The organism is Acidimicrobiales bacterium (assembly GCA_030747595.1).
Taxonomy (GTDB): Bacteria; Actinomycetota; Acidimicrobiia; order Acidimicrobiales; family MedAcidi-G1; genus UBA9410.
The window spans coordinates 1-26631 of record JASLKK010000009.1 but is presented as its reverse complement, the minus strand read 5'-3'; the positions used below and the strand labels follow the sequence as shown (position 1 = coordinate 26631).

26 protein-coding genes are annotated in these 26631 nt (G+C 63.3%); 13 read left to right on the top strand and 13 right to left on the bottom strand.

Annotated elements, in window-relative coordinates:
• Positions 1-3: 3 nt before the first annotated feature.
• Genes QF777_08295 through QF777_08270 form a run of 6 tightly spaced genes read right to left on the bottom strand, consistent with a single transcriptional unit; the run spans position 4 to position 7169 of the window.
• Positions 4-1071 carry a hypothetical protein gene (locus QF777_08295; protein ID MDP6911547.1) on the bottom strand — a complete coding sequence of 356 codons (1068 nt, stop codon included), beginning with the start codon at positions 1069-1071 and terminating at the stop codon, positions 4-6.
• A gap of 9 nt (positions 1072-1080) precedes the next feature.
• The gene (locus QF777_08290) at positions 1081-3138 is read right to left on the bottom strand and encodes an NADH:flavin oxidoreductase (protein ID MDP6911546.1); all 2058 of its coding nucleotides are present in this window, start codon (positions 3136-3138) and stop codon (positions 1081-1083) included.
• Positions 3135-3755: an adenylyl-sulfate kinase gene (cysC, locus tag QF777_08285; GenBank protein MDP6911545.1), complete on the bottom strand. Its 621-nt coding sequence runs from the start codon at positions 3753-3755 to the stop codon at positions 3135-3137. Before cysC ends, QF777_08290 begins: the two co-directional genes overlap by 4 nt.
• Positions 3748-5667 carry a sulfate adenylyltransferase subunit CysN gene (gene cysN / locus QF777_08280; protein MDP6911544.1) on the bottom strand — a complete coding sequence of 640 codons (1920 nt, stop codon included), beginning with the start codon at positions 5665-5667 and terminating at the stop codon, positions 3748-3750. The genes cysC and cysN overlap by 8 nt, the downstream gene beginning before the upstream one ends.
• The gene (gene cysD, locus QF777_08275) at positions 5667-6587 is read right to left on the bottom strand and encodes a sulfate adenylyltransferase subunit CysD (protein MDP6911543.1); all 921 of its coding nucleotides are present in this window, start codon (positions 6585-6587) and stop codon (positions 5667-5669) included. Before cysD ends, cysN begins: the two co-directional genes overlap by 1 nt.
• Positions 6588-7169, bottom strand: a complete 582-nt coding sequence (locus tag QF777_08270) for a TetR/AcrR family transcriptional regulator (GenBank protein MDP6911542.1) — start codon at positions 7167-7169, stop codon at positions 6588-6590. It abuts the gene before it with no gap.
• A gap of 136 nt (positions 7170-7305) precedes the next feature.
• Between QF777_08270 and QF777_08265 the strand changes: the two genes are divergently transcribed.
• Together QF777_08265 and QF777_08260 are read left to right on the top strand one after the other, a co-directional pair.
• Complete coding sequence (locus QF777_08265) at positions 7306-8811, top strand: NAD(P)/FAD-dependent oxidoreductase (GenBank protein MDP6911541.1); 1506 nt, start codon at positions 7306-7308, stop codon at positions 8809-8811.
• A 65-nt stretch (positions 8812-8876) separates the two neighbouring features.
• Positions 8877-9788 (top strand): carbon-nitrogen hydrolase family protein, encoded by a 912-nt coding sequence (locus QF777_08260; GenBank protein ID MDP6911540.1) that lies wholly within the window; start codon positions 8877-8879, stop codon positions 9786-9788.
• Between the two features lie 14 nt (positions 9789-9802).
• Here QF777_08260 and QF777_08255 read toward each other — a convergent pair whose 3' ends face one another.
• Positions 9803-10663 (bottom strand): MOSC N-terminal beta barrel domain-containing protein, encoded by an 861-nt coding sequence (locus QF777_08255; GenBank protein ID MDP6911539.1) that lies wholly within the window; start codon positions 10661-10663, stop codon positions 9803-9805.
• Positions 10664-10756: 93 nt separating this feature from the next.
• Entirely contained in the window at positions 10757-11611 is an 855-nt protein-coding gene (locus tag QF777_08250) for a phytanoyl-CoA dioxygenase family protein (protein ID MDP6911538.1), read from the bottom strand.
• Between the two features lie 108 nt (positions 11612-11719).
• On the opposite strand from QF777_08250, the gene QF777_08245 reads away from it, so the two are divergent.
• The gene (locus tag QF777_08245; GenBank protein MDP6911537.1) at positions 11720-12913 is read left to right on the top strand and encodes a TRAM domain-containing protein; all 1194 of its coding nucleotides are present in this window, start codon (positions 11720-11722) and stop codon (positions 12911-12913) included.
• A 19-nt stretch (positions 12914-12932) separates the two neighbouring features.
• Here QF777_08245 and QF777_08240 read toward each other — a convergent pair whose 3' ends face one another.
• Positions 12933-13790, bottom strand: coding sequence for a DUF1989 domain-containing protein (locus tag QF777_08240; protein MDP6911536.1), 858 nt, complete (start codon positions 13788-13790; stop codon positions 12933-12935).
• A gap of 220 nt (positions 13791-14010) precedes the next feature.
• Positions 14011-14187 (bottom strand): hypothetical protein, encoded by a 177-nt coding sequence (locus tag QF777_08235; GenBank protein ID MDP6911535.1) that lies wholly within the window; start codon positions 14185-14187, stop codon positions 14011-14013.
• 64 nt (positions 14188-14251) lie between these two features.
• On the opposite strand from QF777_08235, the gene QF777_08230 reads away from it, so the two are divergent.
• The 5 genes from QF777_08230 (at position 14252) to QF777_08210 (ending at position 20078) form a co-directional block, all read left to right on the top strand.
• A complete protein-coding gene (locus QF777_08230; protein ID MDP6911534.1) occupies positions 14252-14935 on the top strand; it encodes a hypothetical protein in 684 nt (227 codons plus the stop codon).
• 169 nt (positions 14936-15104) lie between these two features.
• Positions 15105-15743 (top strand): phosphatase PAP2 family protein, encoded by a 639-nt coding sequence (locus QF777_08225; protein ID MDP6911533.1) that lies wholly within the window; start codon positions 15105-15107, stop codon positions 15741-15743.
• A gap of 129 nt (positions 15744-15872) precedes the next feature.
• On the top strand, positions 15873-16814 hold the full coding sequence (locus tag QF777_08220; GenBank protein MDP6911532.1) for a hypothetical protein: 942 nt from the start codon (positions 15873-15875) through the stop codon (positions 16812-16814).
• A 23-nt stretch (positions 16815-16837) separates the two neighbouring features.
• Complete coding sequence (locus tag QF777_08215; protein MDP6911531.1) at positions 16838-18256, top strand: sulfatase-like hydrolase/transferase; 1419 nt, start codon at positions 16838-16840, stop codon at positions 18254-18256.
• Positions 18257-18374: 118 nt separating this feature from the next.
• The gene (locus QF777_08210) at positions 18375-20078 is read left to right on the top strand and encodes an alkyl sulfatase dimerization domain-containing protein (GenBank protein MDP6911530.1); all 1704 of its coding nucleotides are present in this window, start codon (positions 18375-18377) and stop codon (positions 20076-20078) included.
• A 4-nt stretch (positions 20079-20082) separates the two neighbouring features.
• Here the strand turns inward: QF777_08210 and QF777_08205 are convergent, their stop codons facing one another.
• Both QF777_08205 and QF777_08200 read right to left on the bottom strand, forming a co-directional pair.
• Complete coding sequence (locus tag QF777_08205) at positions 20083-20373, bottom strand: DUF4326 domain-containing protein (protein ID MDP6911529.1); 291 nt, start codon at positions 20371-20373, stop codon at positions 20083-20085.
• 94 nt (positions 20374-20467) lie between these two features.
• Positions 20468-21640, bottom strand: a complete 1173-nt coding sequence (locus QF777_08200) for an amidohydrolase family protein (protein MDP6911528.1) — start codon at positions 21638-21640, stop codon at positions 20468-20470.
• 203 nt (positions 21641-21843) lie between these two features.
• Here QF777_08200 and QF777_08195 point away from each other — a divergent pair, with 203 nt between their 5' ends.
• Genes QF777_08195 through QF777_08185 form a run of 3 tightly spaced genes read left to right on the top strand, consistent with a single transcriptional unit; the run spans position 21844 to position 25380 of the window.
• Entirely contained in the window at positions 21844-23031 is a 1188-nt protein-coding gene (locus QF777_08195; protein ID MDP6911527.1) for a Xaa-Pro peptidase family protein, read from the top strand.
• 29 nt (positions 23032-23060) lie between these two features.
• Positions 23061-24479, top strand: coding sequence for an amidase (locus QF777_08190; GenBank protein MDP6911526.1), 1419 nt, complete (start codon positions 23061-23063; stop codon positions 24477-24479).
• Complete coding sequence (locus QF777_08185; GenBank protein MDP6911525.1) at positions 24466-25380, top strand: PhzF family phenazine biosynthesis protein; 915 nt, start codon at positions 24466-24468, stop codon at positions 25378-25380. The genes QF777_08190 and QF777_08185 overlap by 14 nt, the downstream gene beginning before the upstream one ends.
• Before the next feature lie 134 nt (positions 25381-25514).
• Here the strand turns inward: QF777_08185 and QF777_08180 are convergent, their stop codons facing one another.
• Complete coding sequence (locus tag QF777_08180) at positions 25515-25808, bottom strand: hypothetical protein (protein ID MDP6911524.1); 294 nt, start codon at positions 25806-25808, stop codon at positions 25515-25517.
• 175 nt (positions 25809-25983) lie between these two features.
• Here QF777_08180 and QF777_08175 point away from each other — a divergent pair, with 175 nt between their 5' ends.
• Positions 25984-26430 (top strand): glycine/sarcosine/betaine reductase selenoprotein B family protein, encoded by a 447-nt coding sequence (locus QF777_08175; protein ID MDP6911523.1) that lies wholly within the window; start codon positions 25984-25986, stop codon positions 26428-26430.
• A gap of 18 nt (positions 26431-26448) precedes the next feature.
• A partial coding sequence (locus QF777_08170) for a selenoprotein B (GenBank protein MDP6911522.1) occupies positions 26449-26631 on the top strand: 183 nt, incomplete at its 3' end.

The following is a 26631-nucleotide window of genomic DNA, read 5'->3' as shown; positions in this document are numbered from 1 at the left end:
CTGTCATTCGACGCCGTGTTCGTAGTGTTCCATGGGCGGCGGGTCTGCGCGGAGATCCCGGATCGCTTGTTGCACGTCGGTGATCGCCTCCTCGAGTTGATCGGCCGCCCGCTCGTTGCCGATGCCGAATGGCAGGTCGTCAACCAACTTCTCCAATCTGCCGACCCCCCGCCAGGCGGCATGCCGGGCCCACTCGGTGGCCAACACCGCCGGATCATCGACTCCGACCAGATCGCGTGAGCGGGACTGATCGTCACCGCTGCGGTCCAGAGACACGTAGCCGTTGACCATTGTGATGCGCTCGGCCACAGAGTCCAAAGGCCCACCACGATGGACAACCATGTTGCCGTGTAGCGCGATGGCCCATCCGGGGCCTGGAAAGTCGGGAACCAGCACTCGATCGGCCGGGGGACGCTTTCCGGCCGCGGCAAGTGTCGCAGCGTCGTCCTTCGTCCCCAGAAAGACCTCGAAGCGACCCCCTGGGAGGGTCGCCGGGTCGCTGACCATCATCACGTAGTCAAGAGGCAAGGTGTCGTGATGCCACTTGTCGACAGCGTCTCCCACGTTGGCGGGCTCATAATTGAGATGCCCGAGGTGAAGCGGCATGGTGTGGGGTGCCACGGCCGTGCCGTACACATGCGCCATCATCTCGGTGACCTCTGACGAAAGGCACAGGTCCCGAAGCCACCGCGACCGGTAGCAGGCACCACGGACCCCGTTCTCGATGCGATCTCGGAGGTTTTGCTGAAACACACGTAGTCGGCGGGCCGTGTCCAGCAAAACCATCGCTCCCTCGTCGGACAAAATGCGGAACGGCGTCGAGAAGGCCACCGGGGTAGCCGTCGCGGCGATCTCATCTAGCCGATAGCCGAGATCGGCCAACATGGTGACACCGGTGGGTGGTTGGATGTCCAGGTGGAGTGTCGGATCGAACACCGGCTCGTCGCCTAGCCACTCGTACCCATCGGGTCGGACCTCGGGAAATGGCACCGCCGCTGGCATCAGTTGGACTCCCCCATGCTTTCGATGGTCATCGGCCACTGGCCCCTCCAAGCCATAGTTGCGAATCATGGACCACACTCAAAGGTGCTGCAACAGCCGTCGGGCGTCCAATAGGGCTGAGGCCACGTCCCGACTGGCCACACAGTCACCCACTCGATAGAGCAGGTAACCACCGTCTGTTCCGGTGAACGCAGGTTGGGCTCGACCTCCAGCCAGCGCCTCCAGGTCCACCACAGCGCCGTTGGCGGAACCCTCTCGTAGGGTCACATATAGGTCCTCGTCGGGCGCCACGCCGTGCTCGACGACCACGGCGTCCACCATCCGATCTACCTCCGCCAGGGTGTACTCGTTACGCATCACTGCCCGAAGAAGCCCGCCATCGCTCGATTCCACTGCAACTAGCCGGTGATCGGGTGTCATCGTCACGCCGCCCTCGTAGAGCATCCGAAGGTACGTAGGCCCCAACGGTGTGGCCAGGTCGAGGCCGACATGACGGTCAGGGGTGATCACCTCGATGTGCGTCACCCCGAGGACGTCGGCTTTGCCGGCTAGGAACTCAACGACTGCCAAGCCCCGCTCGGCGCCATGGTCGTCGTACACGAGTACCCGGCCTTCCGGTCGGACCGACCCGCCCAAGACGTCCCACGCCGTGGACACCAAGTCTGCACCCATCTCCATATACGAGACCTCAGGTGTCCCGCCCGTGGCCACAATGACCACGTCAGGCGCCTCGGCCAGTACGTCACTTGCATCTACGGGCGTGGACAGACGAACGTCGACGCCGACCAGGGCCACCTCGTCGACTAGCCAGTCCACGAGCCCGGACACCTCGCGCTGGCGTTCGCCCGCCCGGGCCATCAATGCCAACTGTCCCCCGAGGCGATGCTGTGCTTCGAACAAGACCACATCGTGGCCCCGCTCGGCAGCCGTTCGTGCCGCCTCCAAGCCGCCGGGACCGCCACCAACCACGATGACCCGACGGCAAGCACCGGTTGATCGCACCACCAACTGCGGCACCGTGCCCTCCCGGCCGGTAGCAGGATTCTGGATGCACACCGAGTCCAGTCCCAGATGTAGCCGGTTGATGCAGAGCGAGGCGCCGACGCAAGTTCGAATGCGATCGGCCTCCCCCCGCTCCAACTTGACCACAAGGTGCGGATCAGCGAAGTGGGCCCGGGTCATCCCTACCAAGTCGACGGCTCCGGACTCGATGGCATGTCGGGCGGTGGCCAGGTCGGTGATTCGGGTGGCGTGCAGGAGAGGTAGGTCAACAGCGTCACGAACAGCAGCGGCCACCGGCAAGTATGGGGCTAGCGGCGTCCCGGCCGGCGGGATGGCCTTCGAGAGGCCGTTGTCGGTGGCCAGCGAGGGCCCTGCCACGTTGAGGAAGTCGAGCATCCCGGATCCTGCAAGACGAACGGCAATCTCGCAGCACGCCTCTTCGTCGAGGCCGCCGGGCTGGTCCTCGGTGCCTAGCATCCGCAGCCCGACCAGGAGGTGTCCGTCCGCAGCGCTCCGTACCGCCTCGAGCACCTCAAAGGTGAATCGGAGGCGGTTATCCAGCGAACCGCCGTAGCCGTCTGTGCGACGGTTGACTAACGGGGACCAGAACTGGTCCAGTAGATGGCTGGTGGCCGTTAGCTCGATTCCATCGAGGCCGGCGTCGACCGCTCGACGGGTGGCCGCGGTGAAGTCGCCCACCACCCGCTCCAGGTCTGACGGCTCGGCCTCCTTGGGCCAAAACCGGTGCATGGGTTCGCGGACCGGTGACGGGGCGATGGTCGGCAACCAGTCTCCGTCGTTAGAAACGTTGCGGCGACCCATGTGGGTGAGCTGGCACATGATGGCCGTCCCGTGTGCGTGTACCCGTTCCACCATGTCCGCTAGTGGATCGACGATGGCGTCGGTGGCGAAACTCAACTGCCCCCACAGCGATGCTGAGTCACGCGACACGTTGGACGAGCCGCCGATCATGGTCAGGCCTAGCCCGCCGGCCGCCTTCTCCTCGTGGTAACGGACGTAACGGTCACTGGGCGTGCCGTCAACGTTGTACCCGGGCGAGTGGCTACTAGAAAAGATCCGGTTGCGGAGTCGTAGCCCCGCCAGATCAAACGGCTCGAGCAGTGGTTCGGTCACCCGTCGAAACCCTCGGTGTCCAGCGCATCCAACACCATTTCGACACAGTCGGCCAGCGGCTGGCTGGTGTCGATCCGTAGGTCGGGGTCGACGGGCGCCTCATACGGGGCTGAAATCCCGCTGAAATCAGGGATCTCACCGGCCCGGGCCTTTGCGTACAAGCCCTTTACGTCGCGCTCCTCGCAAACTTCGATCGGCGTGTCCACATGTACCTCCAGGAACGATCCAGCCGGATGGAGGGCCCGCACGGCATTCCGGTCGGATCGGTATGGCGAGATGAATGCGGTGAGGACCACCAGGCCAGCGTCCTGGAAGAGCCGGCACACTTCGCCGATGCGGCGGATGTTCTCGGTTCGGTCGTCGGGAGAAAACCCAAGGTCACGATTCAAACCCATGCGGACGTTGTCGCCGTCCAACACGTAGGCCAATACGCCCCGCTCGATGAGTGCCTCCTCAACGGCGAAGGCCAGGGTCGACTTGCCCGAACCAGACAGGCCGGTGAACCAGACGGTTCGGCCAGAATGGCCGGTCACCGCCGACCGGGCGACATCATCGACGTGTCCCTCGGCCCGGGTGATGTTGCCCGACGCTGGGTTCTCGTTCGACAGCTCAGCCATCCAGCACACCCCGCTCCTCAAGGACCGTCAGAATGGCGTCCACGCACTCGTCAACACCCTGGACGGAGGCATCGAGTCGGAGATCCATGTCGGTGGGTTGCTCGTAGGTCGATGACACCCCCGGGTAGTCGGCGATCTCGCCGCGGTCGGCTGCTTCGTACTGGCCGTTCGGATCGCGCTGACGACAGACCTCGATTGGGGTGTCGACGAATACCTCCACGAAGCGGTGTTCACCGATGAGTTCACGGGCACGGGCACGGACGTCGGCCTCGGGTGCTACAAGGGCGGCGATGACTATGAGTCCCTGACGGTTGGCCAACAGGGCCACCTCAGCCACTCGACGCAGGTTCTCAGAGCGGTCCCGGGCTCCGAAGCCGAGGTCCCGGCTGATGCCAAGGCGAATATTCTCACCGTCAAGACGCATGGTCGTTCGGCCACGGTCAAACAGGCGGCGTTCCAGGGCCGCAGCGATGGTCGACTTGCCGGCCGCTGTCAGACCGGTCAGAAGGACGGTGCACGAGCGCTGTCCGAGGCGGGCTACCCGCTCTGCGGGCGTGATCTCGGAGCGGTGACGAATGAGACCGGCGTCCGGACTGCGATTCCAGATCGATGACTGGCCGAGCATCATTCCGGCGGCCACCGTGGCGTTGTTCATCCGGTCGACGAGGACAAACGATCCCGTCTGGCGGTTCATGGTGTACGGATCGAACAGGAGTGCCCGATCCGAGGTGAGACCACACCTCGCGATGTCGTTCAATCCCAGGGTCTCAGCCGGGACGCGTTCAAGGCTGTTCACATCGACCCGATGCTCTATAGATGACACCGACACGTTGCTCAGCCCGTTGATCGACTGGAGCAGGTACTGGCGGCCCGGCTGCATCTCAGCGTCGGCCATCCAGACGACCATGGCGTCCACGTCATGGGCCCGGATCGGCGGATGCTCAACCCCAACCAGTAGGTCACCCCTACTGACGTCGATTTCATCGGTCAACGTCACGGTGACGGCGTCGCCTGGTCCGGCCTCGTTTAGGTCGCCGTCGAAGGTCACGATGCGCCCGATGGTCGACGGAATCCCTGAGGGGAGCGCCACGATGGGATCGCCGGGCCGAACAACACCGGACGCCACCGTCCCGGCAAACCCCCGGAAGTCGAGATCGGGCCGAACTACCAGCTGCACGGGCAGCCGAAGACGGTCGACGTCGACGGCGGCATCGACGTCGACGGTCTCTAGGTACTCCATGAGCGGCGGCCCATCGAACCAGTCGAGGTGATCGCCCGGGCCCACCACGTTGTCACCCAATAAGGCCGACATGGGCAAGAAGTACTGATCGGCGAACTCCAAACCGGCTGCGAACCCTTGGTACTCGGCACAGATCGCCTCGAATACGTCTGATGACCAGTCGACCAGGTCCATCTTGTTGACGGCCACCACCACGTTTCGGATACCCAGCAGGCTCGCGATGTAGCTATGGCGCCGCGTCTGGTCAAGCACTCCGTGGCGGGCGTCCACAAGGATCACAGCCAACTGGCAGGTCGACGCTCCCGTAGCCATGTTGCGGGTGTACTGCTCGTGGCCCGGCGTGTCAGCCACAATGAACTTGCGGCGGGCCGTCGAGAAGTAGCGGTAGGCCACGTCGATGGTGATGCCCTGCTCGCGTTCGGCCTTGAGCCCATCCATGAGAAGCGCCAGGTCGAGGTGGTCACCGGCTGACCCGATCGTCGTCGAGTCGGCCTCCAAGCCTGCCAGCTGATCCTCGTAGATCATCTTGGAGTCGTGAAGCAGACGACCGATGAGCGTCGACTTTCCGTCGTCGACACTGCCGCACGTCAGTAGGCGCAGGAGGTCCTTGCGTTCGTGTTCAGCCAGATAGGCCTCGATGTCGGTGGCGATAAGGTCCGAAGCGTGGGACATCAGAAATACCCCTCCCGCTTCTTCTCCTCCATGGATCCCGACTGATCGTGGTCGATCACTCGCCCCTCACGTTCGGAACGGGTGGCTAGGAGCATCTCCTGAATTATCTCGGGCAGCGTGGTGGCCGTCGACTCGACGGCACCGGACAGCGGGTAGCAGCCCAACGTGCGGAACCGCACCGACCGCACATGCGGCTGCTCACCATCGGTGAATCGGAAGCGGTCGTCGTCAACCATGATTAGCGTGCCGTCTCGCTCAACGACCGGTCGATCCGCCGCGCGGTACAGGGGAACGATCTCGATGCCTTCCAGGTGGATGTACTGCCAGACATCTAGCTCGGTCCAGTTGCTGATCGGAAACACCCGGATGCTCTCGCCCCGGTCGACCCGTCCGTTGTAAAGATTCCAGAGTTCGGGACGCTGGTTCTTGGGGTCCCACCGGTGGTTGCCATCCCGGAAGCTAAATACCCGCTCCTTGGCCCGGGACTTCTCCTCGTCGCGGCGTGCCCCACCGAACGCAGCGTCGAACCCGCCAGCGTCGAGGGCCTGGCGCAGACCCTGGGTCTTCATGACATCGGTGTAGTTGCGTGACCCGTGGTCGAACGGGTTGATGCCGGCCGCCACACCCTCCGGGTTCGAATGGACGATGAGATCGAGGCCTAGCTCGACGGCCGTGCGGTCCCGGAACTCGATCATCTCCCGAAACTTCCACGTGGTGTCTACGTGAAGCAGCGGGAACGGAATAGGTCCCGGCGCAAAGGCCTTGCGGGCTACGTGCAACAGGACCGAGGAGTCCTTGCCGATCGAATAGAGCATTACCGGCCGCTCAAACTGGGCCACCACCTCACGCATTACGTGAATGGCCTCGGCCTCCAGTTGTTCGAGATGGGTGCGATGTCGCAACGAGGTCGAGGGCACCATTCAGCCTGCACCGAGGGCGATGTCCTCGCAACGTCGCAACCCACGTTCCAAGGACTCCCGGTTCCGGAACCGAGCCCAGTGAAGCCACAGTCCGTTCTGGTTAATGGACACGTCATCAGCCCGCTGGTGGACATTCTCGGCACTGAGGCCGGGACGGGCCTCCCCGATGAGCTCTTCCATCCGGTCCACATACTCCTGGTAGACGAGCAAGTCCACTACGCCTATGTCGGGATAGAGGCGCGCCGCGGCCCAGATCACTAAGCGGAGGCGAAGGTACTCCGGTGACAAAAACTCGTCAGCAGCCGCTCCCCGGATGAAAGCACGGACTCTGTCATCAGCGCCCACTACGCCTTTGAGCGACAACAGGGAATCGCTCAGCAGGCGATCACAGGCCAGCTGTACGGCCTCCGCTATGAGGGCCTGCTTGCCGGCAAAGTGATAGTTCAGTAGGCCGAGCGAAACACCGGCCTCAGCGGCTACGGCCCGCATGCTTGCTCCAGCAATACCACCTTCAGCGAGGCAGGACAGGACAGCCTCGAGTATTTGCCTTTGAGTGCCGCTGATAGTCGTCGGTTCTGCCATAAGGGGAGTCATCTCGTTCGACGAACTGAACGATCGTCCAGTCTAGTCTTCAAATCTGCGCAGCCATCCTCTGGTCTGGCATCTGTTGCCGCGCCCGGTTCCCCACCCGTCCCACAGCTTTCCTATTGTCCATCCCATGGTGGAACACGAGCACCTCGACGTCCTGATCGTGGGAGCTGGCATCTCCGGACTGGGCGGTGCCGTCCACCTAAAAGATCGCTGTCCAAACTCGACATTCGCCATTCTGGAAGGGCGCCCCGATATCGGCGGCACATGGGACCTGTTCAGGTATCCCGGCGTCCGATCCGACAGTGACATGCACACCCTCGGCTTTAGATTCAAGCCGTGGAAACACGAGAAGTCGATTGCCGACGGTCCGGTCATTCTCGACTATCTGCGTGAGACGGTGGCTGAGAACGATCTAGCCAGATACATCCGCTTTGGCCATCAGGTAGCCGACGCCCAGTGGTCAAGCATCGACGCCCGTTGGACGGTGACGGCCACCAGGACCGACCCCACGGGTGGTGCCACTGAATCGGTCGTGCTCACATGCGGTTTTCTGTTCATGTGTTCCGGCTATTACAGCTACCGCGGCGGCTACACGCCGGAGTTCCTGGGGCGGGAGCGTTTCGGCGGGACGATCATCCACCCACAGAAGTGGCCCGAGGACCTCGACTACGCCGGAAAGCGCGTGGTGGTAATCGGCTCGGGCGCCACAGCCATGACGCTTGTGCCGGCCATGGCTGATGACGCCGAACACGTCACCATGGTTCAGCGCTCGCCAACCTATGTGGTGTCGCGACCGGCCCATGACGTGATCGCCAACCGTCTACGAAGGTTCTTGCCGTCCAAGTTGGCCTACGCGATCGTGCGAAAGAAGAACGTGGTCCGCCAGGGCCTCGTGTACCGCAAGACCCGTGCCGATCCCGAGAAGGTCAAAAACCTGCTGCTATCGGGCGTGCGTGCGGGGCTCGGGCCGGACTACGACATCGACACCCACTTCACCCCGTCGTACAACCCATGGGACCAACGACTCTGCCTGATTCCCGACGGCGACCTGTTCAAGGCCATCTCCTCGGGACAGGTCTCGGTGGTGACCGACCACATCGAGACATTCACTGAGACCGGCATCCGCCTGAAGTCCGGCGACGAGCTCGATGCCGACATCATCGTGACGGCCACTGGGCTGAACCTCGTCACCCTCGGCGAGATGAACTTCGCCGTAGACGGTGAACCGGTCGACTTTGCCAAGACCTGGACCTACCGCGGGCTCGGATATTCCGATATTCCGAATCTTGTGTCGACGTTCGGGTACGTGAACGCCTCATGGACGCTCAAGGCCGACCTGACCTCCGAATACGTTTGTCGCCTCTTGAATCACATGGCTGATGTTGGCGCCACACGGTGCACACCCCGGTTGCGCGACGAAGACATCGACATGCCCTCACGCCCGTGGATCGACGACTTCCCCGCCGGCTATATGACCCGGAGCCTCCACCTCCTCCCCCGTCAGGGCGACCACGCTCCGTGGCTGAACCCACAGGACTACCGACGAGACGTGAAGATGATTCGCCGCGGTGAGATCGACGACGGCGTGATGTGCTTCGACAGTCCCGACCAGGCTCCCGTGTCAGTCGCCTGATTCGCCGTCTGGCTGGCACGCCAGCCAATTGAACCGGACATTTCCGAATAGGAGGACCATCAACAATGCGAATCGCCGCCATCCAGACAAGCCCCGTGTATCTCGATCGTGCCGCCACCATTGGCGTGGTCCTCGATCGGATTGCCGAGGCTGGTGCCGGTGGGGCCGATCTGGTCGCTTTTCCTGAGGTTTTTGTGCCCGGCTACCCGGTGTGGCTGGACTTGACCAACGCCGCGGCGTGGGAGGACCCCGACCAGCAGGAGACGTTCGCCAGGTACGTAGACCAGTCTGTCGAGGTACACGGTCCCGAGTTCGCTCAGGTTGTCGACGCCGTCCAGGAGATAGGGGCGTTTACCTACGTCGGCGTGGTCGAGCGAGCTGCATCGGGCGGATCGGTCTACTGCTCTTTGGTGGCCATCGATCCGACTTCGGGAATCGTCGGTGTACACCGCAAGCTCAAGCCCACCTACGGTGAGCGCCTGGTATGGGCCGACGGCGACGGAGCCGGTCTCGTGGCCCACGACCACCGGGGCGTCCGCCTGACCGGCCTGAACTGCTGGGAGAACTGGATGCCGCTGGCCCGTTCGGCCATGTACGCCACCGGTTCACAGGTCCACGTGGCCGCCTGGCCCGGTTCGGCAGGGCTCACCGAGGACGTCACGAGGTTCGTCGCCAAAGAGGGGCGCATGTTCGTCGTCAGCGTAGGGGCCATGTACTGCTCTGAGGATCTGCCGGAAGACCTCCCGGTGCGGGATCAGTTGCCGTCGGGCCAGAAGTACCACAACGGCGGCACATGCATTGCCGGCCCAGACGGAAGGTGGATCGTCGAACCGGTCCGGGACGAGCACGGCATCGTGTGGGCCGACATCGACGTGAGCGAAGTGGCGCGGCAGAGACAGAACTTCGATCCCGCTGGGCACTACAGCCGCCCCGATGTGCTCTCGCTATCCGTCGACCGCACCCGTCTCGCCCCCTAGGCGGCGCTGCGGGCTCAGCCAGTGAAGGCGAACCGGTCGCCTAGGCGAACTGTGCCCGGACCGGTCACCTCGGCCGCCGTGCCAAAGCATGGGAGGTTTCCGATCAGGGTGTCGCGTCGAGCGTTGACAGCCAAGGCTTGGAGTCCCGCACGGAGTGGATCCAGACCCCGCTGAGACAGCGTGGTCATCACGCACCGGGGCGTCGGACCACTCATCTTTAGGGATGCCCCACCAAGTGTTGCTTCGCCCTCACCCCAGTCAAGGTCAACGAATCCGCAGGAAACCCCGACGTTCACCGCCCGAAGGAGTGCCGTTGGTCGGAAGCGCTCTACCGCCACGGCCGCACCCACAAGGTCTCCCAGATGATCCAGCGCCCCTTCGGTCACCAGGTGTAGCGCTGAGGCATCGATAAACGCCATCGAGGCGCTGGCTACCGCCATTGGCACCTCGGCGCTGACCGACGGCAACGCGCCGGGAATCAGTTCCCACTCGGCGTCGTAGGACTCTTGCCGGTCGTCCTCGGCGGCAACCATGGCCACCGGTCTGTCGAACGTAGCGGAGAGGGCGCGATCTAGTGCCGGATCGCCGGCGATCCAGGCGTCGTCGTCGGGAGACTCGACCAGGACCGTTCCATCGTCTGTCGTGGACGCAGCCCAGTGCAGGAGCGCACCGAAGGGTCGGGTCTTCTTAGCACTCGCAACTTTGCCGGTCTCCAGGTCACGGACCGCCCACCGTCGGTCGCCGGCGATTCCATCAATGCCGACCTCGGCCACGTCGATGTTTTCACCAGCCATCGACTTGACCGGATATCGCCACAACTCAGAAACCCTGTATTCCTGCGTCTTTCTCTCTGAGCTGTTCGCTGGTTCAGCCATTCGCCTTGCCTTTCCGACCTCGCTCATATGGCCCCCTTCTACTCCATGTCACCGGCACCTCTTGCCGCTTCACACAGCGACACCGGTCCGACCTCAGCTCGACTGCTCCGTGGTCGGCGTGTCCGTGTAGATGATCTCGCGCATTGCTTCAGCGGCTTTCTGGAAGAACGGAAGCGTGTCAGGGTCCATGTCAATCTTCGGTCGTGGGCAGTGGGCGAAGTTCCCGTGGTCGTCGATTCCGCGTACCAGGGCGGCAGCGTCCCAGTCGACCTTGGTTTGGCGGGCCGACGTCGGCATGAAGTGCAGCGACAGGCCGATTCGCCGGTCATCTGTGGTGTTGGGACCCGAACCATGGGCCGTCCGGACGTTATGGAACGACACCTGACCGGGTGACAACGGCATGGAAACCGGGTCATGTTCACTCGGATCGATCTCGAGCTCCTGGCCACGGCTCAACAGGTTGTCGGCAGCGTAGGTGTCACGATGGCTGATCGAGCGTCGTTGACTCCCGGGGATAACCGACATGCAACCCGCCTCCGCACTGGCTGAAGACAAGGCGATCCAGACGCTGACCAGGCGATCGTCGTCAAGACCCCAGTACTCGTAGTCCTGGTGCCAGCCCACGTAGCTGGCGCTGTCCGCCTCCTTGATCCAAAAGATGGAGTTCCAGCACAGAAGGTCGGGGCCGATCAGCTCCTCCACGGCGTCCAACAGGCGGGGGTGGCGCATGAGGTCGTCGACCCATGGCAGCAGCATGTGGGAACCAGACCGGTAGACAGGCCCGAGATCACCGCCGCAGGATGCCTCGAAGTCTTCCAGGGCTAGACGGGCCGCGGCCACTTCGTCGGCGGTCAGCAGATCGAACGGGGACAGCCAGCCGTCTCTCAGGTAGTCGTCAACCTGATCTTCGGTGAGCACCCGTCCCATTGAAGCGGACGCTTCCTGCATGTTCATTTCCCCGTGTTCGTGTGCTGCGAGCCGGGTGGCTCGCCGGCGACGACCGTAACCCTCCCGTGGACGGCCTTCCCAGACTTCGCCGGCGGTTACCGTCCCATCGTGGAACTCCAGGTAATCGACACGGCACGCGATGGTGCCGGGATCGCCCGGGCGGACAACGGTCTGGTGGTGTTCGTGGAGGGCGCCCTGCCCGGCGAGACCGTCGAGGCCACCGTATTCCAGCAGGACAAGCGCTGGTCTCGGGCCCGCATCCTGCGGATCGTTTCTCCGTCGCCTCACCGAGTTGAAGTGCTATGCCGCCACCGAACCGAGGGTTGCGGAGGCTGTGATCTACTCCACGTTGACCCCGGCCACCAGGCCGTCATGAAGGCCGGCATGGTGACCGACCAGCTGGCCCGGGCCGATGTTGCCTTTCCCGACGCAGAGATCCGACCCCTTATGAACGATCACGGACGGACGACAGTGCGGGCCGCGGTGGTCGGCGGTCGGGCCGGCTACCGGGCCGGCGGATCCCACGAGGTCATCATTCCCCGATCCTGTTCAGCGGTTGATCCGGGGGTTGAGGAACTCCTACTGGACGGCCGTTTCGACGAGGCCACCGAGGTAACCATCCGGGTGGGTGCCCGCACCGGCGACCGGATCGTCATTGTCGACGGCGGTGACCCCGAGGAGGTCGACGTGCCCGAGGACGTCCTCGTGGTCTCGATCAACGAATTGGACGCCGGCCTACGTGCGTGGATCCACGAGGAGGCGGCAGGTCGCCGATGGCGGATCTCGGCCCGGTCGTTTTTCCAGAACCGTCCCGCCGGCGTGGACGCCCTGGTCGAAGTGGTAGACGCCATGGTGACCGCCCTCGCACCCACTGCCAATGGCCCGATGGTCGACGCCTACGCCGGGGTGGGAATCTTTGCCGGCACCGTTGGGGCAGGCCGCTCCGTCACTGCAGTGGAACGCGGCAAGGCCTCACTGGCCGACGCCCGCGTCAACCTTGGTGCCCGTATCAAGGACGGCAGCGTCCGGATTGCTCCGTCGACCGTGGAACAGTGGAAGGCCACTCCTGCCCAGGTGGTGGTTGCCGATCCGGCCCGGGCAGGCCTTGACCGTGACAGCGTCCGGGTTTTGCTGAAATGTCAGCCCGACCTGTTCGTCCTGATCGGCTGCGACCACTCGTCATTCGCCCGCGATGCTGCACTGCTAGCGAAAGCCGGAATGCGGCTAGAACGCCTGGTGGTCGTCGACCTGTTTCCCGGTACGTCCCACGTGGAGACGGTCGGAGCCTTTATCCGTGACTAATCCCGCTCTTTCCAATTCGTCAGACTGGGCGAGTCGGCCATCGGTAAGCCGATCCTGGAGCCGGCTCCCAGGACTCCATGACCGGCGACTCGTAGATCTCCACCAGGAGCGGGTGACAGGCCGCCGTGTCCGACGAGTGCTCATCGCCGCAGTCGCCACCAGGGCAAGCCGACAACGCCCCCAACAGGTCCACCTCGGCTAGGAACTCGATGTGGTCGCCGGGACGGACCGGACTGGCCTTCATGAAGTACTGGTGGGTATCAAGTGTGAAACCGGTGCACATGAACACGTTCATCACGTCGTGGACCAGGAGTTCGACCTCACGCTCAGGACGATCCGTGTGACGGGCCACGGCCCTCGTCAAATTCGAGTGGCAACAGTGGTGGTAGTCCATGCGGGTCAACAAATGCTGGGTATAGGGGTCACAACGGGTGCCGATGACGTCGTGCACTCCTCCCCCATCGGTGTCGTAGCCGTACCAGTCGAGGGTGTCGTCGGTAACGGTGGCCAACGGGCGCAGGTGCGGCAGCGTGCTCCACATCCGATCACCGGTCGACAGGTGGGTTCCGTGCAGAGCCCGGGTCTTGCCAGACCAGAAGCGTTCGCTCAAATCGTGGGCATGGAACAGGTTCAGGTCGCCCACCTGGGGGCCATCGACGCTGACTATCCGGAACAGGCCCCCGGCGGACACCTCGAAGGTGGCGGCCTCCCGGGGCGAAACGACAACCTCGTCGACCTTGACCATCCCAGTCCGTGCTGCGGCGATCAGGTCGGAATCCAACGGCGGGATGGTCTCCGGCGGGTAACAGACGACGACCGGGACGGCCGCCCGTTGGTCGGCATCGGAAGGTGCTGGATGAACGGGTTCGTGTTTCACCCGCCGGATGGTAGGTGGCTCAGGCAATAACGTCCGCCTGGGTTCACATCGGACACGATCACGGAGCAGGGCTTGCGCCAACCTTCAACCCCCGAGACACGGACGTGATCCGTCGTCGACCAGCCCTTGTGGCCACCCTGGTTTTTGCGGTCGTGATCAGCGGCGTGAGCTGTGCCACCCCCGTCGACCTCGACGGAATGAAAGCAGATGTCGTCGAGCTTCAGACCCGAGTCGATGCCTTGTCTGATCGGGTCCGCCAGGTGGCAGCCCGTCCTACGGCTACCACCACTCCGTCAACCACCACTCCGGCGACCACGACTCCAGCGACCACGACTCCAGCGACCACGACTCCAGCGACCACGACTCCGGCGACCACGACAATCTCCGGGAGCGGCATCTCCGTCCCCCCGAAGGAGACTCTGCTTCTGCGTTCACCGACTTCCGAGGACCCCCTCCGGGTCATGGTGGTGGGCGACAGCGTCACCTACGAGATCGAACCCGCCCTCACCGCCGCACTCCAACGCACAGGCCGGGTCGTTTCGGCCAACCGGACCCAGGTCGGGTTCGGCCTCAGTCGGTGGCCCGTCTACCAGTGGTGGGAGATTTGGCTCCCGTTCCTCGATGAGGTCCGGCCCGAGGCGGTCATCGTCCAGACCGGGATCTGGGACGTCAGCGACGTCTGGGGCAGCGATGACCGCATTCCGAAACCAGAGGATCCCGACTGGGAGGATTCGTTCGCCTTCCTCGTCCGGATGGCGGTCGACGTGCTATCGGCCGACGGCGCACATGTTTACTGGCTGACAATGCTTCCTTCACCCGAATCAGACGGACCCGCCCGCCTTACGCGCCTGCTCCTAGAAGTGGCCGCAGGCGATGATCGGTTGTCGATTATCGACCTCACGCCCAGCTTCACCGACAACGAGGGCCAGTACATAGACGAGATTGACCGGTCCGGCGAGCCATGGCCGATTCGAAAGATTGACGGTGTGCACCTCTGCCGGGAGGGCGCTGCTCTGGCAGCACGGAGCACCACTGAAGCCGTCCTCGCCGATGCAGGCCTGAACATCTTTCCCGGTTGGGAGAAGGGACTCTGGCGGGCAAATCCGCTCTACGACGTGGACCCATGTGACGACCCCGTCAACTAACTCCGTGTCCGCGTAGCCAGAAGAACGCGAGCTCCAGCTCGGAGTCCTGAAACAGCACCCGGCGAGAGACCTGCATGCGACCCGACATCCGTTCCACGGTCGGGCCCACCGGCCTATTCTCCAACCGTTCGACCGGCTCCAATAGTTCCGGTAATGGCGGGAGGGCGACATGGGTTCGAGGCGATGGGCACCGGTAGCGCTTGTCTCCGCGTCGGTCGCCTCGACGTTCGCAGCACGTGGCAACGGACCGTTCGCCGGTGAAACCGGGGTGACCCTCTGGATCCACCGCAACTCGCCCGGACCGGTAGATCGAATCGGCGACGTACTCGAGCCGTTATTCAACGATCTGGCAGCACCGACCATGTTCGCCGCCACCTGCCTGTTCGTCTGGTGGCGCTGGGGGCTGCGGGCCATTGCGGTGCTCGGACTGGCAGGCGCCCTTACCGGCCTTACTCGCGTGGGTGACCTCGTACAGCGACCCCGCCCGACCGCGTCAGGATCCTGGAGCAGTTACGCCTACGGCAATGGCGGCTACCCCAGTGGGCACGTGGTCTTCGTGGCGCTCATCTCCGGCACGTTGGCGATTCTGGCTCGTCGGCACGGATCGACAGCGACGGCCACGTGGGTCGCTGTAGTAGGCGTGACACTCACCGTGGTGACCTCCTGGACAAGGGTGAGCCATCTGGAGCACTGGCCACTCGACGTGGTTGGAGGCCTCACGATGGCAGGAGCCGCCCTCTACGGCGTGGCCGCGTTCGATCACCGGCTGGACAACCTGATGGCTCGCAGGCGACGTAGTGGTGCGTGATCCTCATGGTCTCGATCGGCCCAGACGAAATCTGTCCCACACGCGCTGACGATCAATCGTCGTGTGGGGCATCAAAGACCCGATTCAGGAACCGTGTGGTCGCGCGGGACCTTCGTATAGGCCACAGAGGTGGAGATCTACGGCTTGTCGTTGCCAGTCACGCTGAGTCCGTTCAACTCCCAAAGTGCCGAGCCGAAAAAACATAACGCTGCGGGCCACAATGCATACTGCCGTCTCATGTCGGTGATCTACGCGGTGCTCTCGACATTCTCAATTGGGTTGAGTGACTTCTTCGCGTCCGACGTCACCAAGAAGGCGCGTGCCAGCGAAGTCACTTCGACGGTGCTGCTCGCCGGCGTTGTCGCAATGGCGGTTGCCGCCGTGTTCTGGTCTGCCAATCCCACAACCTCCGACCTAGTGAACGGCGCCCTCGCCGGGGCCGCTAACGGTGTTGGCATTCTGCTGCTGTTCGTCGCGTACTCCCGTGGCTCTTTGCGTTCCGCTGCGCCAACCGCAGCGGTAGTGATGTCTGGCGTACCGGCCTTGTGGGACGTTCTCGTATTAGGAACTTCACCGTCGACGATCACCTCAGTCGGCCTCATGTTGGGCCTCATCGCCATTGCGTTGTCGTCCTACGAACGTGGAAATTCGGATAACGGGTCGGCCAGCCTCCTTATTGCAAGCCTGGCCGGGGTTGTTCTCGGCATCTTGTTGATCCTGCTCAGTTATATCGGACACGACGCCGGCGCTTCACCACTCTTAATTCAACGAACCGTGGCTTTTCTTGTCGCGATTTCGGTTGCTCGGGCTACCGGGCCCCGGATCTTCCCAAATGAGCGAAGCGCCTTCATCGTTTCTTTCGTAGCTGGAATATTTGGGATCGCAGCGGTGGTCCTCTTCGTTCTTGCCCTCAGGGGAGGGAGCCTCGCCGTGGTGAGCGTCGCGGGCTCGCAGTACGCGGCGGTGGCCGTACTCCTTGGTGTTGCGATACGAGGACAGAGAATGTGGTGGTGGCAGGCGTTAGGACTCGGCGGTTCAAGCCTCGCTGTTGCACTAATAGCAATCGGGTGACACCCGTGCGAGGGTGTGATCCAGTGAGCGACCGACAGCCCAACCTTCTCTTCATCTACGCCGACCAGCACCGCGCCGACGTCATGGGTTGCGCCGGTAACGACATCGTCATCACCCCCCATCTGGACCGATTGGCCTCAGAGGGCGTCCGCTTTGACCAGGCCTGGACCGAAAGCCCGATCTGTCAACCGGCCCGAGCTTCGCTACTGACCGGCCGCTACCCCAACGACCACGGGGTGCTCGGCAACTTCGCCGGCGACTACCGACCCGAATGGGACACCTTCCCCCGTCGTCTGCAACAGGCCGGCTACACCACGGCGTCGATCGGCAAGACGCACTTCGCGTCATGGCCAATGATGGTCGAGCCGGGAACGCCAGCGCCGACCGACCAGTGGATCGGCAGCTTCGGGTTCGACCACGTCGTCGAGGAGTTCGACCGCTACGTCCACGTCGGCGAGTGGGAGACGCCCTACATGCGGTTCCTGCAGGAACACGACGCCCTCGACGCGTACCGGGAGGTGGTCAGCGCCAACTTCCGGGGCGGGGACCGCCACTGGAACGGCGTCACCTCTCCCCTGCCCCAGGAACTCGACCTCACCTGCTTCCTGGCCGACGAAGCGCAACAGTGGATGGGCCGCCAACCGAGCGACCGACCATGGTTCCTGCAACTGTCGTTCGTGCAGCCCCATGTACCGCTCATGGGCGACCCGATCTGGGCCGACCACTACGCCGACGCCGACATCGAGCGCACCGCCCGGTCCGAGCCGACACCGGCGACAGACGAATGGGCCACCCACCTGAACGGGCTCCGCAAACACTCACACAGCGAGCTGCTAACCGACGACTTCGTGTTGGCCGGCGCCCGCCAGTACTACGCGATGCTGTCCCTGATCGATCAGCGCATCGGTGACCTACTCGCCCAGTTGGAGCAGCATGACCAGCTCGACAACACGTGGATCGTCTATTCGGCCGACCACGGTGAGATGCTCGGCGACCACGGGCTCATGGCCAAGATGAACTTCTACCGGTCCTCGGTCCGGGTGCCGCTCATCGTGCGTCCCCCCGCGGGAACCACAGGCCGGGTCGAAACAGCGCCGGTCCAGGCCTTCGACGTCGCCGCCACCCTGCTCGATGCCGGCGCTGCGCCGGGCCTCGACGGGGCGCCGTCCCAGTCGTTGGTGCCCCTCGTGACCGGCGCCGACGGGGCGACCCGCGACAACGTCGTGAGCATGATCCGGATACGCCCCGGACTGCCGACCTGGCACGCCATCAGCAACGGGAACTGGCGGGCCACCATCAACGCCGACACCGGCGAAGTGAGCGAACTGTTCAACCTCGTCACCGACGCCAACGAGACCACCAACCGGGTCGGTGACCTGGCCGTCGACGACGAGCTCGACCTCCTACGCGACCAGCTGACGTCGACTCTGGAGTCGGCGTGACCGGGACCACCGAGGTGGAACTTGAATGACCCTGGTCAACGCCGTCTAGCCCCAGGTTCCTGACTCCTTCCATTGCCAAGCCGTTCTGCCAGATTGCTGCCCGACTTAGGATCCGTGTATGGGGGACTCGAACACGCTTGCCGATGATGACTCCCGCGTCGTGGCCGACGCACAGGGCCGACTTGCCGACCGATCGCTACACGAGCACACGAAGCGCCTAGCCCCCAACATGTACGAGGTGCGTGACGGAGTTTGGTGCCTCGTAGGAAACGGTCTGTCAAACCAGACATTCCTCCGCGGCCCTAAAGGCATCATCGCGATCGACACCGGCGAATCGGTGGAGGAGATGCGGAGTGCCTTGGATCAACTTCGCCGAGTCACGACAGAGCCAGTGGTTGCGGTTGTCTACACACATTTTCACTACGTCAACGGGACAGTGGCGCTCACGGAGCAGGAACCAGTCACTGCTATCTGGGGGCACGAGCGCATCGCTCAGAACCTTGAACGGGCCGCTATGGAGATCGCTCCTGCCTACAGTCGCGGGCTTGTCGAGCAGTTCGGCATCCAACTACCTGATGAGGGACCTGATGGGCTCGTCAATGTGGGGTTGGGACTCGCCTACCGAATGCCACATCACGCACCGTCGACGCCCGGCTACGTGGCAGCCGACCAAACCTTCTCGGAGCAGGTCACGGTAGACCTCGCTGGGCTGGAGATGGAGGTGACGCCTGCGCCTTCCGATGCCGACGACTCGGTCACCCTCTGGTTCCCCAACCTCGATGTGGCGATTCACAACCTGGTGTGGCCAGCGCTTTTCAACGTATTTGCTATCCGAGGGGAGGAATACCGGGATCCACGGGTGCTCCTTGACGGGCTTGACCACCTCCGTTCCCTCAACGCCGACCACCTCGTGGCAACCCACGGCCCCCCCTTGTCGGGCAAGGAAGAAATAGCGCGAAGGGTCACCGCCTATCGCGACTCAATCCAGTTTTTATGGGACCAGACCGTCCGCTGGACAAACCGCGGAGCAACGGGTCCAGAACTCGCGCACCGCATCCATTTGCCAACGATGTACGACAAGGACTGGTTGACCCAACAGCATTACGGCCTAGTTGAACACCACGTCCGCCAAATCCGGACCGGCCTCTTCGGATTCTTCGACGGCGATCCGGTAGGCCTGCTTCCACTGGATTCATCCGATGAAGCAGAGCGAACGATCTCAGCCATGGGCGGCGACGAGAAGGTGAGAACGCTCTGCGTCGAGGCACTCGCTGGAAGCGACAACGATTGCCGTTGGGCTCTGTCACTTGCCGGCCGTCTCGCGCGTCGTCCAGGATCGACGCAACAAGACCAACGGCTCCTTGCTGATGCCCTCCGTACCGCGGCCAGGCGCACGACCTCCGCAAATGTTCGCAACTGGTGTCTCACTAGGGCTCTCGACCTCGATGGCACCATCGACATGTCGAGGCTGAGAACGCATCGATTCAGTCGGCGACAGGTAGGACGGTGGTCGCTGGACGCAGCAGTATCTGTGATCCGGGTTCTCGTTGAGCCCGATCGGCTTGCTGGTGTCGATCTTCACCTGGCTGTGGTACTCGACGGTGAACGTACGGGCATCCACTTTCGCAACCACATCGCCTGCCCAACGGATGGACTTGATGCCGAAGCTGTGCTTACGGGGTCCAGGAAGGTCTGGGATCAGATTTTGACGGGGTCTGGCGACATTCGTGGCGCTGTGGACTCAGGCGATTTGTTGGTCGAGGGCGACACGGCGCGGGTGTTCCAGGCTCTGGCGGCGATTGACCACCCCGGGTTTGAATGACCGACTAGGCCTTGTCCAGGAGTTCGATCAGCACGTCGCCATGGCATGCCTTTGGCGCACACCAACAACCCAGTCTTTTGCTCCGGAGCTCTTCTAGTGAACTCATCAGCTCTGGCTGAGCGACCACCCATTCCCGGTAGGCATTGATTGCACGCTCGCGTTCAGCGTCGCTGTCATTGGCCATAACGAATGGGTTTCCCCATTTGCTGTCGTCAATACCGTGTTCGGGGACCGCGCGTCCGATGTAGACGTCGTATTCGTCGACCTGGTTGTGCACGACGGTTGTTCGGTTCACGGTCTCCAGTGTGCCCGTTGGCGATGTCCCTCTTGCTCAGCCATCGACACCACGTGCTTCCTGACCCACCGGGAGCGGTGGGGTGCTTGCTCGCTCAGACCGGGGTCGGCGCGGTGCCGAGGAACCGCTCCACGTTGCCGGCGTAGAAGGCTTCGAGCGCCGCCGGGTCAACCCCGTCCATGGTCGCCTCGAACTTCCGGATCGGATCCCTCGATCCCTCGGGGTGGGGGTAGTCGGACGCGAAGCAGAGCATGTCGGGGCCAAGCTGTTCGATGAGCCAGCCGACCGGCTCGCCAGCAAACGGTGCAAAACGGACGCGCTCTCGGGCAACGTCGGAAGCCCTCCGGCTTCGAGGAGCGACAGCCCAGGTCGAGCGCTCCACGAAGTCAAGTTTGTGGAGCCAGCCCGGCACCCACGACGCCCCATGTTCGAGCGAGAGGCACCGCAGGCCGTCGTGACGTTCGAAGACCTCGTCGAGGATCATCGCCGAAAGGAACAGCTCGGCCGAGTTGTTCATCGCGACGAGACCCAGGTTCGAATCCGGGGCATCACCGCCCGCGGCCGTCGAACCGCGCCCGTTGTTTTTGAAACTCGGCGTGACGGGCTCGTAGCGACCGTTAACCGCGATGTGCACCAGGAGAGGTACGTCCCGTTGAGCGAAGCGAGCCCAAACCGGATCGAAGTCGGGATGTGTGAACGAGCGCGCTGTTGGATCAGCCTCGTTCGTGTCCACCATTACCGTGTAGCAACCATCGGCGAAAGCCTCATCGAGGAGTCCGCCGGCCACGTCTGGGCCGAGTGAGAGCGGCACGTACCCTCCCGCGAGCAACCGTTCATCGTGGGAACAGAAACGGCCCATTGCGCGATTATGGACACGGGCACCGATTTCGAGCGCTTTTGCGTTTTCCTCATGAGCAATTTGGTGGAACGAGAACGTGCCGAGCACGATCTGACGCTCGAAGCCGAGTACGTCGAGCGCGTGGGACCGTTCAGCCGGATCGAACGCACCGAGGCGGGACCAAGGACTACGGCTTATGTCGAACATCCCCGCTTCGAACTTGGTCATCAACTCAGGATCAGCATTCCGGCGATCAAGGTGCTCACGACCCCGGTTGATGGCCTCCAGTGAGACCGGCAGTTCGGTCTGTGCCTCCATCGGTCGGATGAAGGCGGCTTCCTCGTCAGTCGCGACCGCGTGAAGAAAGTCGTCGAGTTCGAAGAGGTGGCTGTCGACGTCGATGATCCGTCGGTTTCCTGCGTACGTCATGCCGGTACGTCCCCAATTGGCTGGCGGAAGCGAATCTCACTATACGTGCGGCGTCGGAAAGGGACCTAGACGCTCACGGCTTCCAGAGGTACTTCGATTCGCTCACCGATGGACCGGCGTATTCCCTACTGACAGGCCTGTGCACCTGCGGGAACTCTCCACCGCTCGCTCTCCAGGGGCCGTCAGGGTCTACAGTCCGCGCCGTGCCCGAATTCCTGCAACCACCGCCCCTGGACCTAGACGCACTGCGTGCCAGTCGACTCACCCGGCTCCAGGAAACCATGGCTGAATGCGGTCTTGACGTGTGTGTGCTGACCAACCCGGTGAGCCTCCGGTACGCCGCCGACTACCGGGGCTTTCCACTGTTCCAGAGCCACATCCCTTCGACCTACCTGATTGTTCCTGTCGTCGGCCCGCTGGTGCTCTACGGCGGCTATTCCGGTCCGACCGGCACCATCGATGACGCTCGGCCGGCTCACTCGGTTACCGCCTTTGATGCCGGAATGGACCTCTCAGCGGTGGCAGCTGGGTTCGCCGGCGACGTTGCCGCCTATCTTTCCGAGGTCGGATTGCCGGCAACGGCCACGATCGGCCTGGAACGCACGTCACCCAGCGGACATGTGGCTCTGACTGACGCCAACCTGCGTGTCGTCGACGCCGACCCTGCAGTCGAGTTGGCTCGGAGCCGCAAGTCACCACTAGAACTCGATGCCCTTCGCTACTCGATTGACGTAGCCGAGCACGGTATGGCGGCAATGGAGGGTGCCCTGGTGCCCGGCATCAGCGAGAACCAACTGTGGTCCATCCTCCACCAGGTCAATATCGCCCACGACGGCGACTGGATCGATGGGCGGATGCTGTGCTCCGGCCCCCGCACCAACCCGTGGTACCAGGAGGCCACTGACCGGGCCATCGGAGTCGGCGATCTGGTCCCGTTCGACACAGACATGATTGGACCGTTCGGCTACTGCGCCGATATCTCCCGGACATTTCTATGTGGAGGCGTGCCCCCCACCGCCGAACAGAGCGACCTGTACGAACTGGCCCGAGCCGAGATCGAACACAACACGGCCCTGCTACATGTTGGAGCCTCGTTCCGGGAGTTGTCCCAGGCTGTGCTTCGCCAACCCGACGACGTCGTCGCCCAACGCTACGTCTGTGCCTTCCACGGTGTGGGAATGTGCGACGAGTACCCAAAGATCCCATATCCCGACGACTGGGTCCGCTGCGGCTACGACGGCGAACTCGAGGACGGGGTCGTGCTGGCCGTAGAGAGCTATGTGGGCCGACTGGGAGGCACACAAGGCGTGAAGCTCGAGCAGATGGTTCAGGTGACTGCTGGCGGAGTCAAAGCCCTGTCTTCGTATCCGCTTTGGACTGAGGACCACTAGTGGCATCCGCTCTTGACTGAGGACCAATAGTGCTGAGCGCCGAGGAGTACACCGGCCGCGACGCCGTGGGACTCGCAGCGCTGGTAGCTACCGGTGAGGTAACGGCAGCCGAGGTTCTGCAGGAGAGCATGGCCAGGATCGAAGCGGCAGAACGGCCGCTGCACGGCGTGGTCACCACCTGCTTCGACGACGCCCACCGCAATGTCGGTGCCCTCCTGCCAACTGGCCCGCTGACCGGCGTGCCGTACCTCGTCAAGGACCTCAACACCTGGGTTCGGGGCATGCCGGCTACGAACGGAAGTCGGGCCCTTGCGAACTTCGTTCCCGACCGCGATGCCGTGCTGATCGAACGCCTGCGGACCGCCGGCCTGATCCTCCTCGGGAAGACAAACACCCCGGAGTTCGGCCTAAACGTATGCACAGCACCGGCACTGTTCGGAGTCACCCCCAACCCTTTCGACCCGACCCGCAGCGCCGGTGGTTCGAGCGGCGGTTCGGCTGTCGCCGTGGCAACCGGCGTAGTACCCGCTGCACATGCCACCGACTCCGGAGGGTCGATTCGAATTCCGGCCTCCAACTGTGGGTTGTTCGGGCTCAAGCCCTCGCGATCGCGGGTGCCGCTCGGCAACGACCAACCCGAGGGTCTTGGCGGGCTGAGTGCCGGCCATGCCGTGACCCATAGTGTCCGTGACTCAGCGGTGTTGCTTGACGCCACTGCGGGACCCCTGCCCGGTCGGGTCAATGAATTTCGTGAATCAGCGGGGCCCTTCATCGATGCGCTAGTCCGGGATATGCCAGACCTCCGCGTGGCGCTGTGGACCGACGGCCTGGCTGGCGAAGCCGTGTCGGAAGAATGCGCACGAGTAGCCGCCGAAGCAGCGATCCTTTGTGAGTCAGTGGGCTGCCTGGTCGAGGAAGTGCGACCACCTGTTGAGGGAGGAGCACTCCGTCACGCGCTCGACGTGGTATTCACCACGAATATCCGACAGGTAGTCCAGGCGGTGCTGGCCGATCAGCCAGCCGCCGTGACGGAAGGACTACTAGAGCCGATCACGGTGGCCTGCTTCGAGGCTGGCGCACGACATGACGGTGTCGCCTACGAGGCGGCGCTACGCCACGCACAGCGGGTGGCGCACGCCATGGAGGAGTTCTTCGAACGATTCGACCTGCTGCTAACTCCGACGCTGGCCGAGCCGCCAATGCCTCTTGGGCAGCTCGACATGCAGACCGACGATTGGGACAGTTATTTCCAGCACCTCCTCGATGCAATCCCTTTCACCCCGCTGTTCAACGTGACCGGTGGTCCGGCGGCCTCAGTGCCCCTCGGGTGGTCCGGTGACGGCCTACCAATTGGAGTCCAGTTCGGCGCAGCGGTTGGTTCTGAGACCACGGTTCTACGTCTGGCCCGTGAACTCGAGCAAGCAAAGCCATGGCATGACCGAATCTGACCGGACGCTGACTCTCTACGACGCCTTCTCGGAGGTGGCGGGCGGCGGCAGCGTCGCCGGCGTGGTCGGGGCTGCTTCGGGATTGAGTGCTGAACGGATGCAGCAGATAGCGACTCAGGTAGGGGCGCCGGCTACCTGTTTCGTAACTGGTCTGAGTGCAGGAGTCGTCAATGTCAGATTTTTCTCAACGCTCACCGAGTACCCAATGTGCGGTCATGGGACTATCGCTCTCTTCACCTGGCTAGTCGAAGAGAACCGACTGGGAACGGACCCAGGAGCGGTGTCGTGGACACTCCGGACGCCGGGAGGTACGGCGACAGTTGATGTGGCGATAAGGGCCAGCGGGCGACCGGAAGTCATACTGACGCTGGAACCAACCGTTGCCGCCCCCTGCCCGGTTGGGGTAGCCGAAGTGGCATCACTATTGGGCATTGAAACCGGGGCGATCATCGGGCCGTTGGGTCTGGAAGTAGCGAGTTCCGATTTCACACATCTGGTGGTCCGAGTTGACCGACTAGCCACCATCGTGGGGATTTGCCCGGACTATGAGGCCGTCACGGATCTGTGCCGCCGCATCGGAGCGGACACGCTTGCTGTGTTCACCACCGAGACCAGCGACCCCGGGGTGACCATTCGGTGCCGCGACTTCTGCCCGGCTGTCGGAACTCCTGAGGCTCCGGCCACAGGTACCACCAATCGGGCCCTGGCCTGCTATCTCGTACGTAACAACCTGGCCGGAACCGGTACGGGCAGCCCGATAGTCGTAGCATCTCAGGGAGTCGAGATGGGTCGTCCCAGCCTCATACGAACCGAGGTGATCATGGTTGACGGACTACCTGCTCGCCTTTACGTGGGGGGGGTCGCCACCAGAACCTCCGAAGGGCCCGTGCCGGCGTGTTGAACAGTCCACAGGAAATAGAGGCCTAAGCCCCTTCTTCCGGAGGGGGCGGCCAAACGCTGCGAAATAGCCGCCCACAGTGAGGGCCTTGACCGCCGGCTCGAAAGAGATTCGTCGAGGTTTCCGTCGAGGTTTCCTCAGGCGTTCGCCTCGGCCCGGGCCTTGAGCATGGCCGCGAAGTCGCCGACCGGTCGGACCTGTGCCGTACCGGCATCGATAATCGGAAACATGCCCTGAAAGACCTGGGCGGCGTCATCGGCGTCGACCACGAAGAAGAAATCGTGGCCCGGCGGATCTACCCAGGCGCCCACCACCTCGTTGACGTGCTCGGTCAGGGTGTCCATTACCGCGCCGAAAGTGACCGCCATGGTGGCGTCGTCTTTAGCCGGGCACGTGTGCTCGTCGTGGTGGTGGGTGATATGGAAGAGCATGCTCTGCCTGCTTTCTCTCTGATGAGTGTGCTGTTTGCTCGGACGATGTCGAGTCCAGCAGGTCCTAGGGAACGCGACAAGCCATCTAAGGGCTTCAGGTCAGCAGAGCCATCTACCGATAACGGCAGCCTGTTCGATTGGAGTGGTCATGGCCTCTAGTAATAGTTTCACCCTCATGGCTGACTCCGACATCAAGGCGCTTACCGAAGCGCTCCCCGGTGAGAGTTTCGAGACGACGGCGTTCACCACACCACCACCGCTCGCTGATGCGACGGTCGCGATCGTGACGACCGCGTCGCTGCATCATCCAGACCAGGACGACTTCGAGGTCATGGATACGGGTTACCGCGTCCTCGACGACAGCCGACGCGACTACGTGACCGGCCACTGGAGTCCCAACTTCGACGGGTCGGGATTCGCCTACGACATGAACACCGTGTTACCGGTGGACCGACTCGACGAATTGGCCGAGCGCGGCGTGATCCGCCGCGTGGCCGATCAGCATCTGGCCTACGCCGGCAACCAGTTCGACCTGTCGGCAATCCGCATGGACTCCGGGCCGGCTGGCGCCAAGTTCCTGCGCGATCAGGGCGTCGACGTCGTTCTGCTTACCCCGGTTTGACCGCTGTGCACGCGTACCGTGAGTACGCTCGCCCACGTTTTCGAGGCTGAGGGGATCGCCACCGTCGCCCTCGGATCGATCCGCAAGCAGATCGAGAGCTCGGCCCCGCCCCGCGGTCTGTGGTGTGACTTCCCACTTGGGCGACCGCTCGGCAAGCCAGGCGATCCGGAGTTCCAGCACCGCGTGCTGGACGCCGCGTTC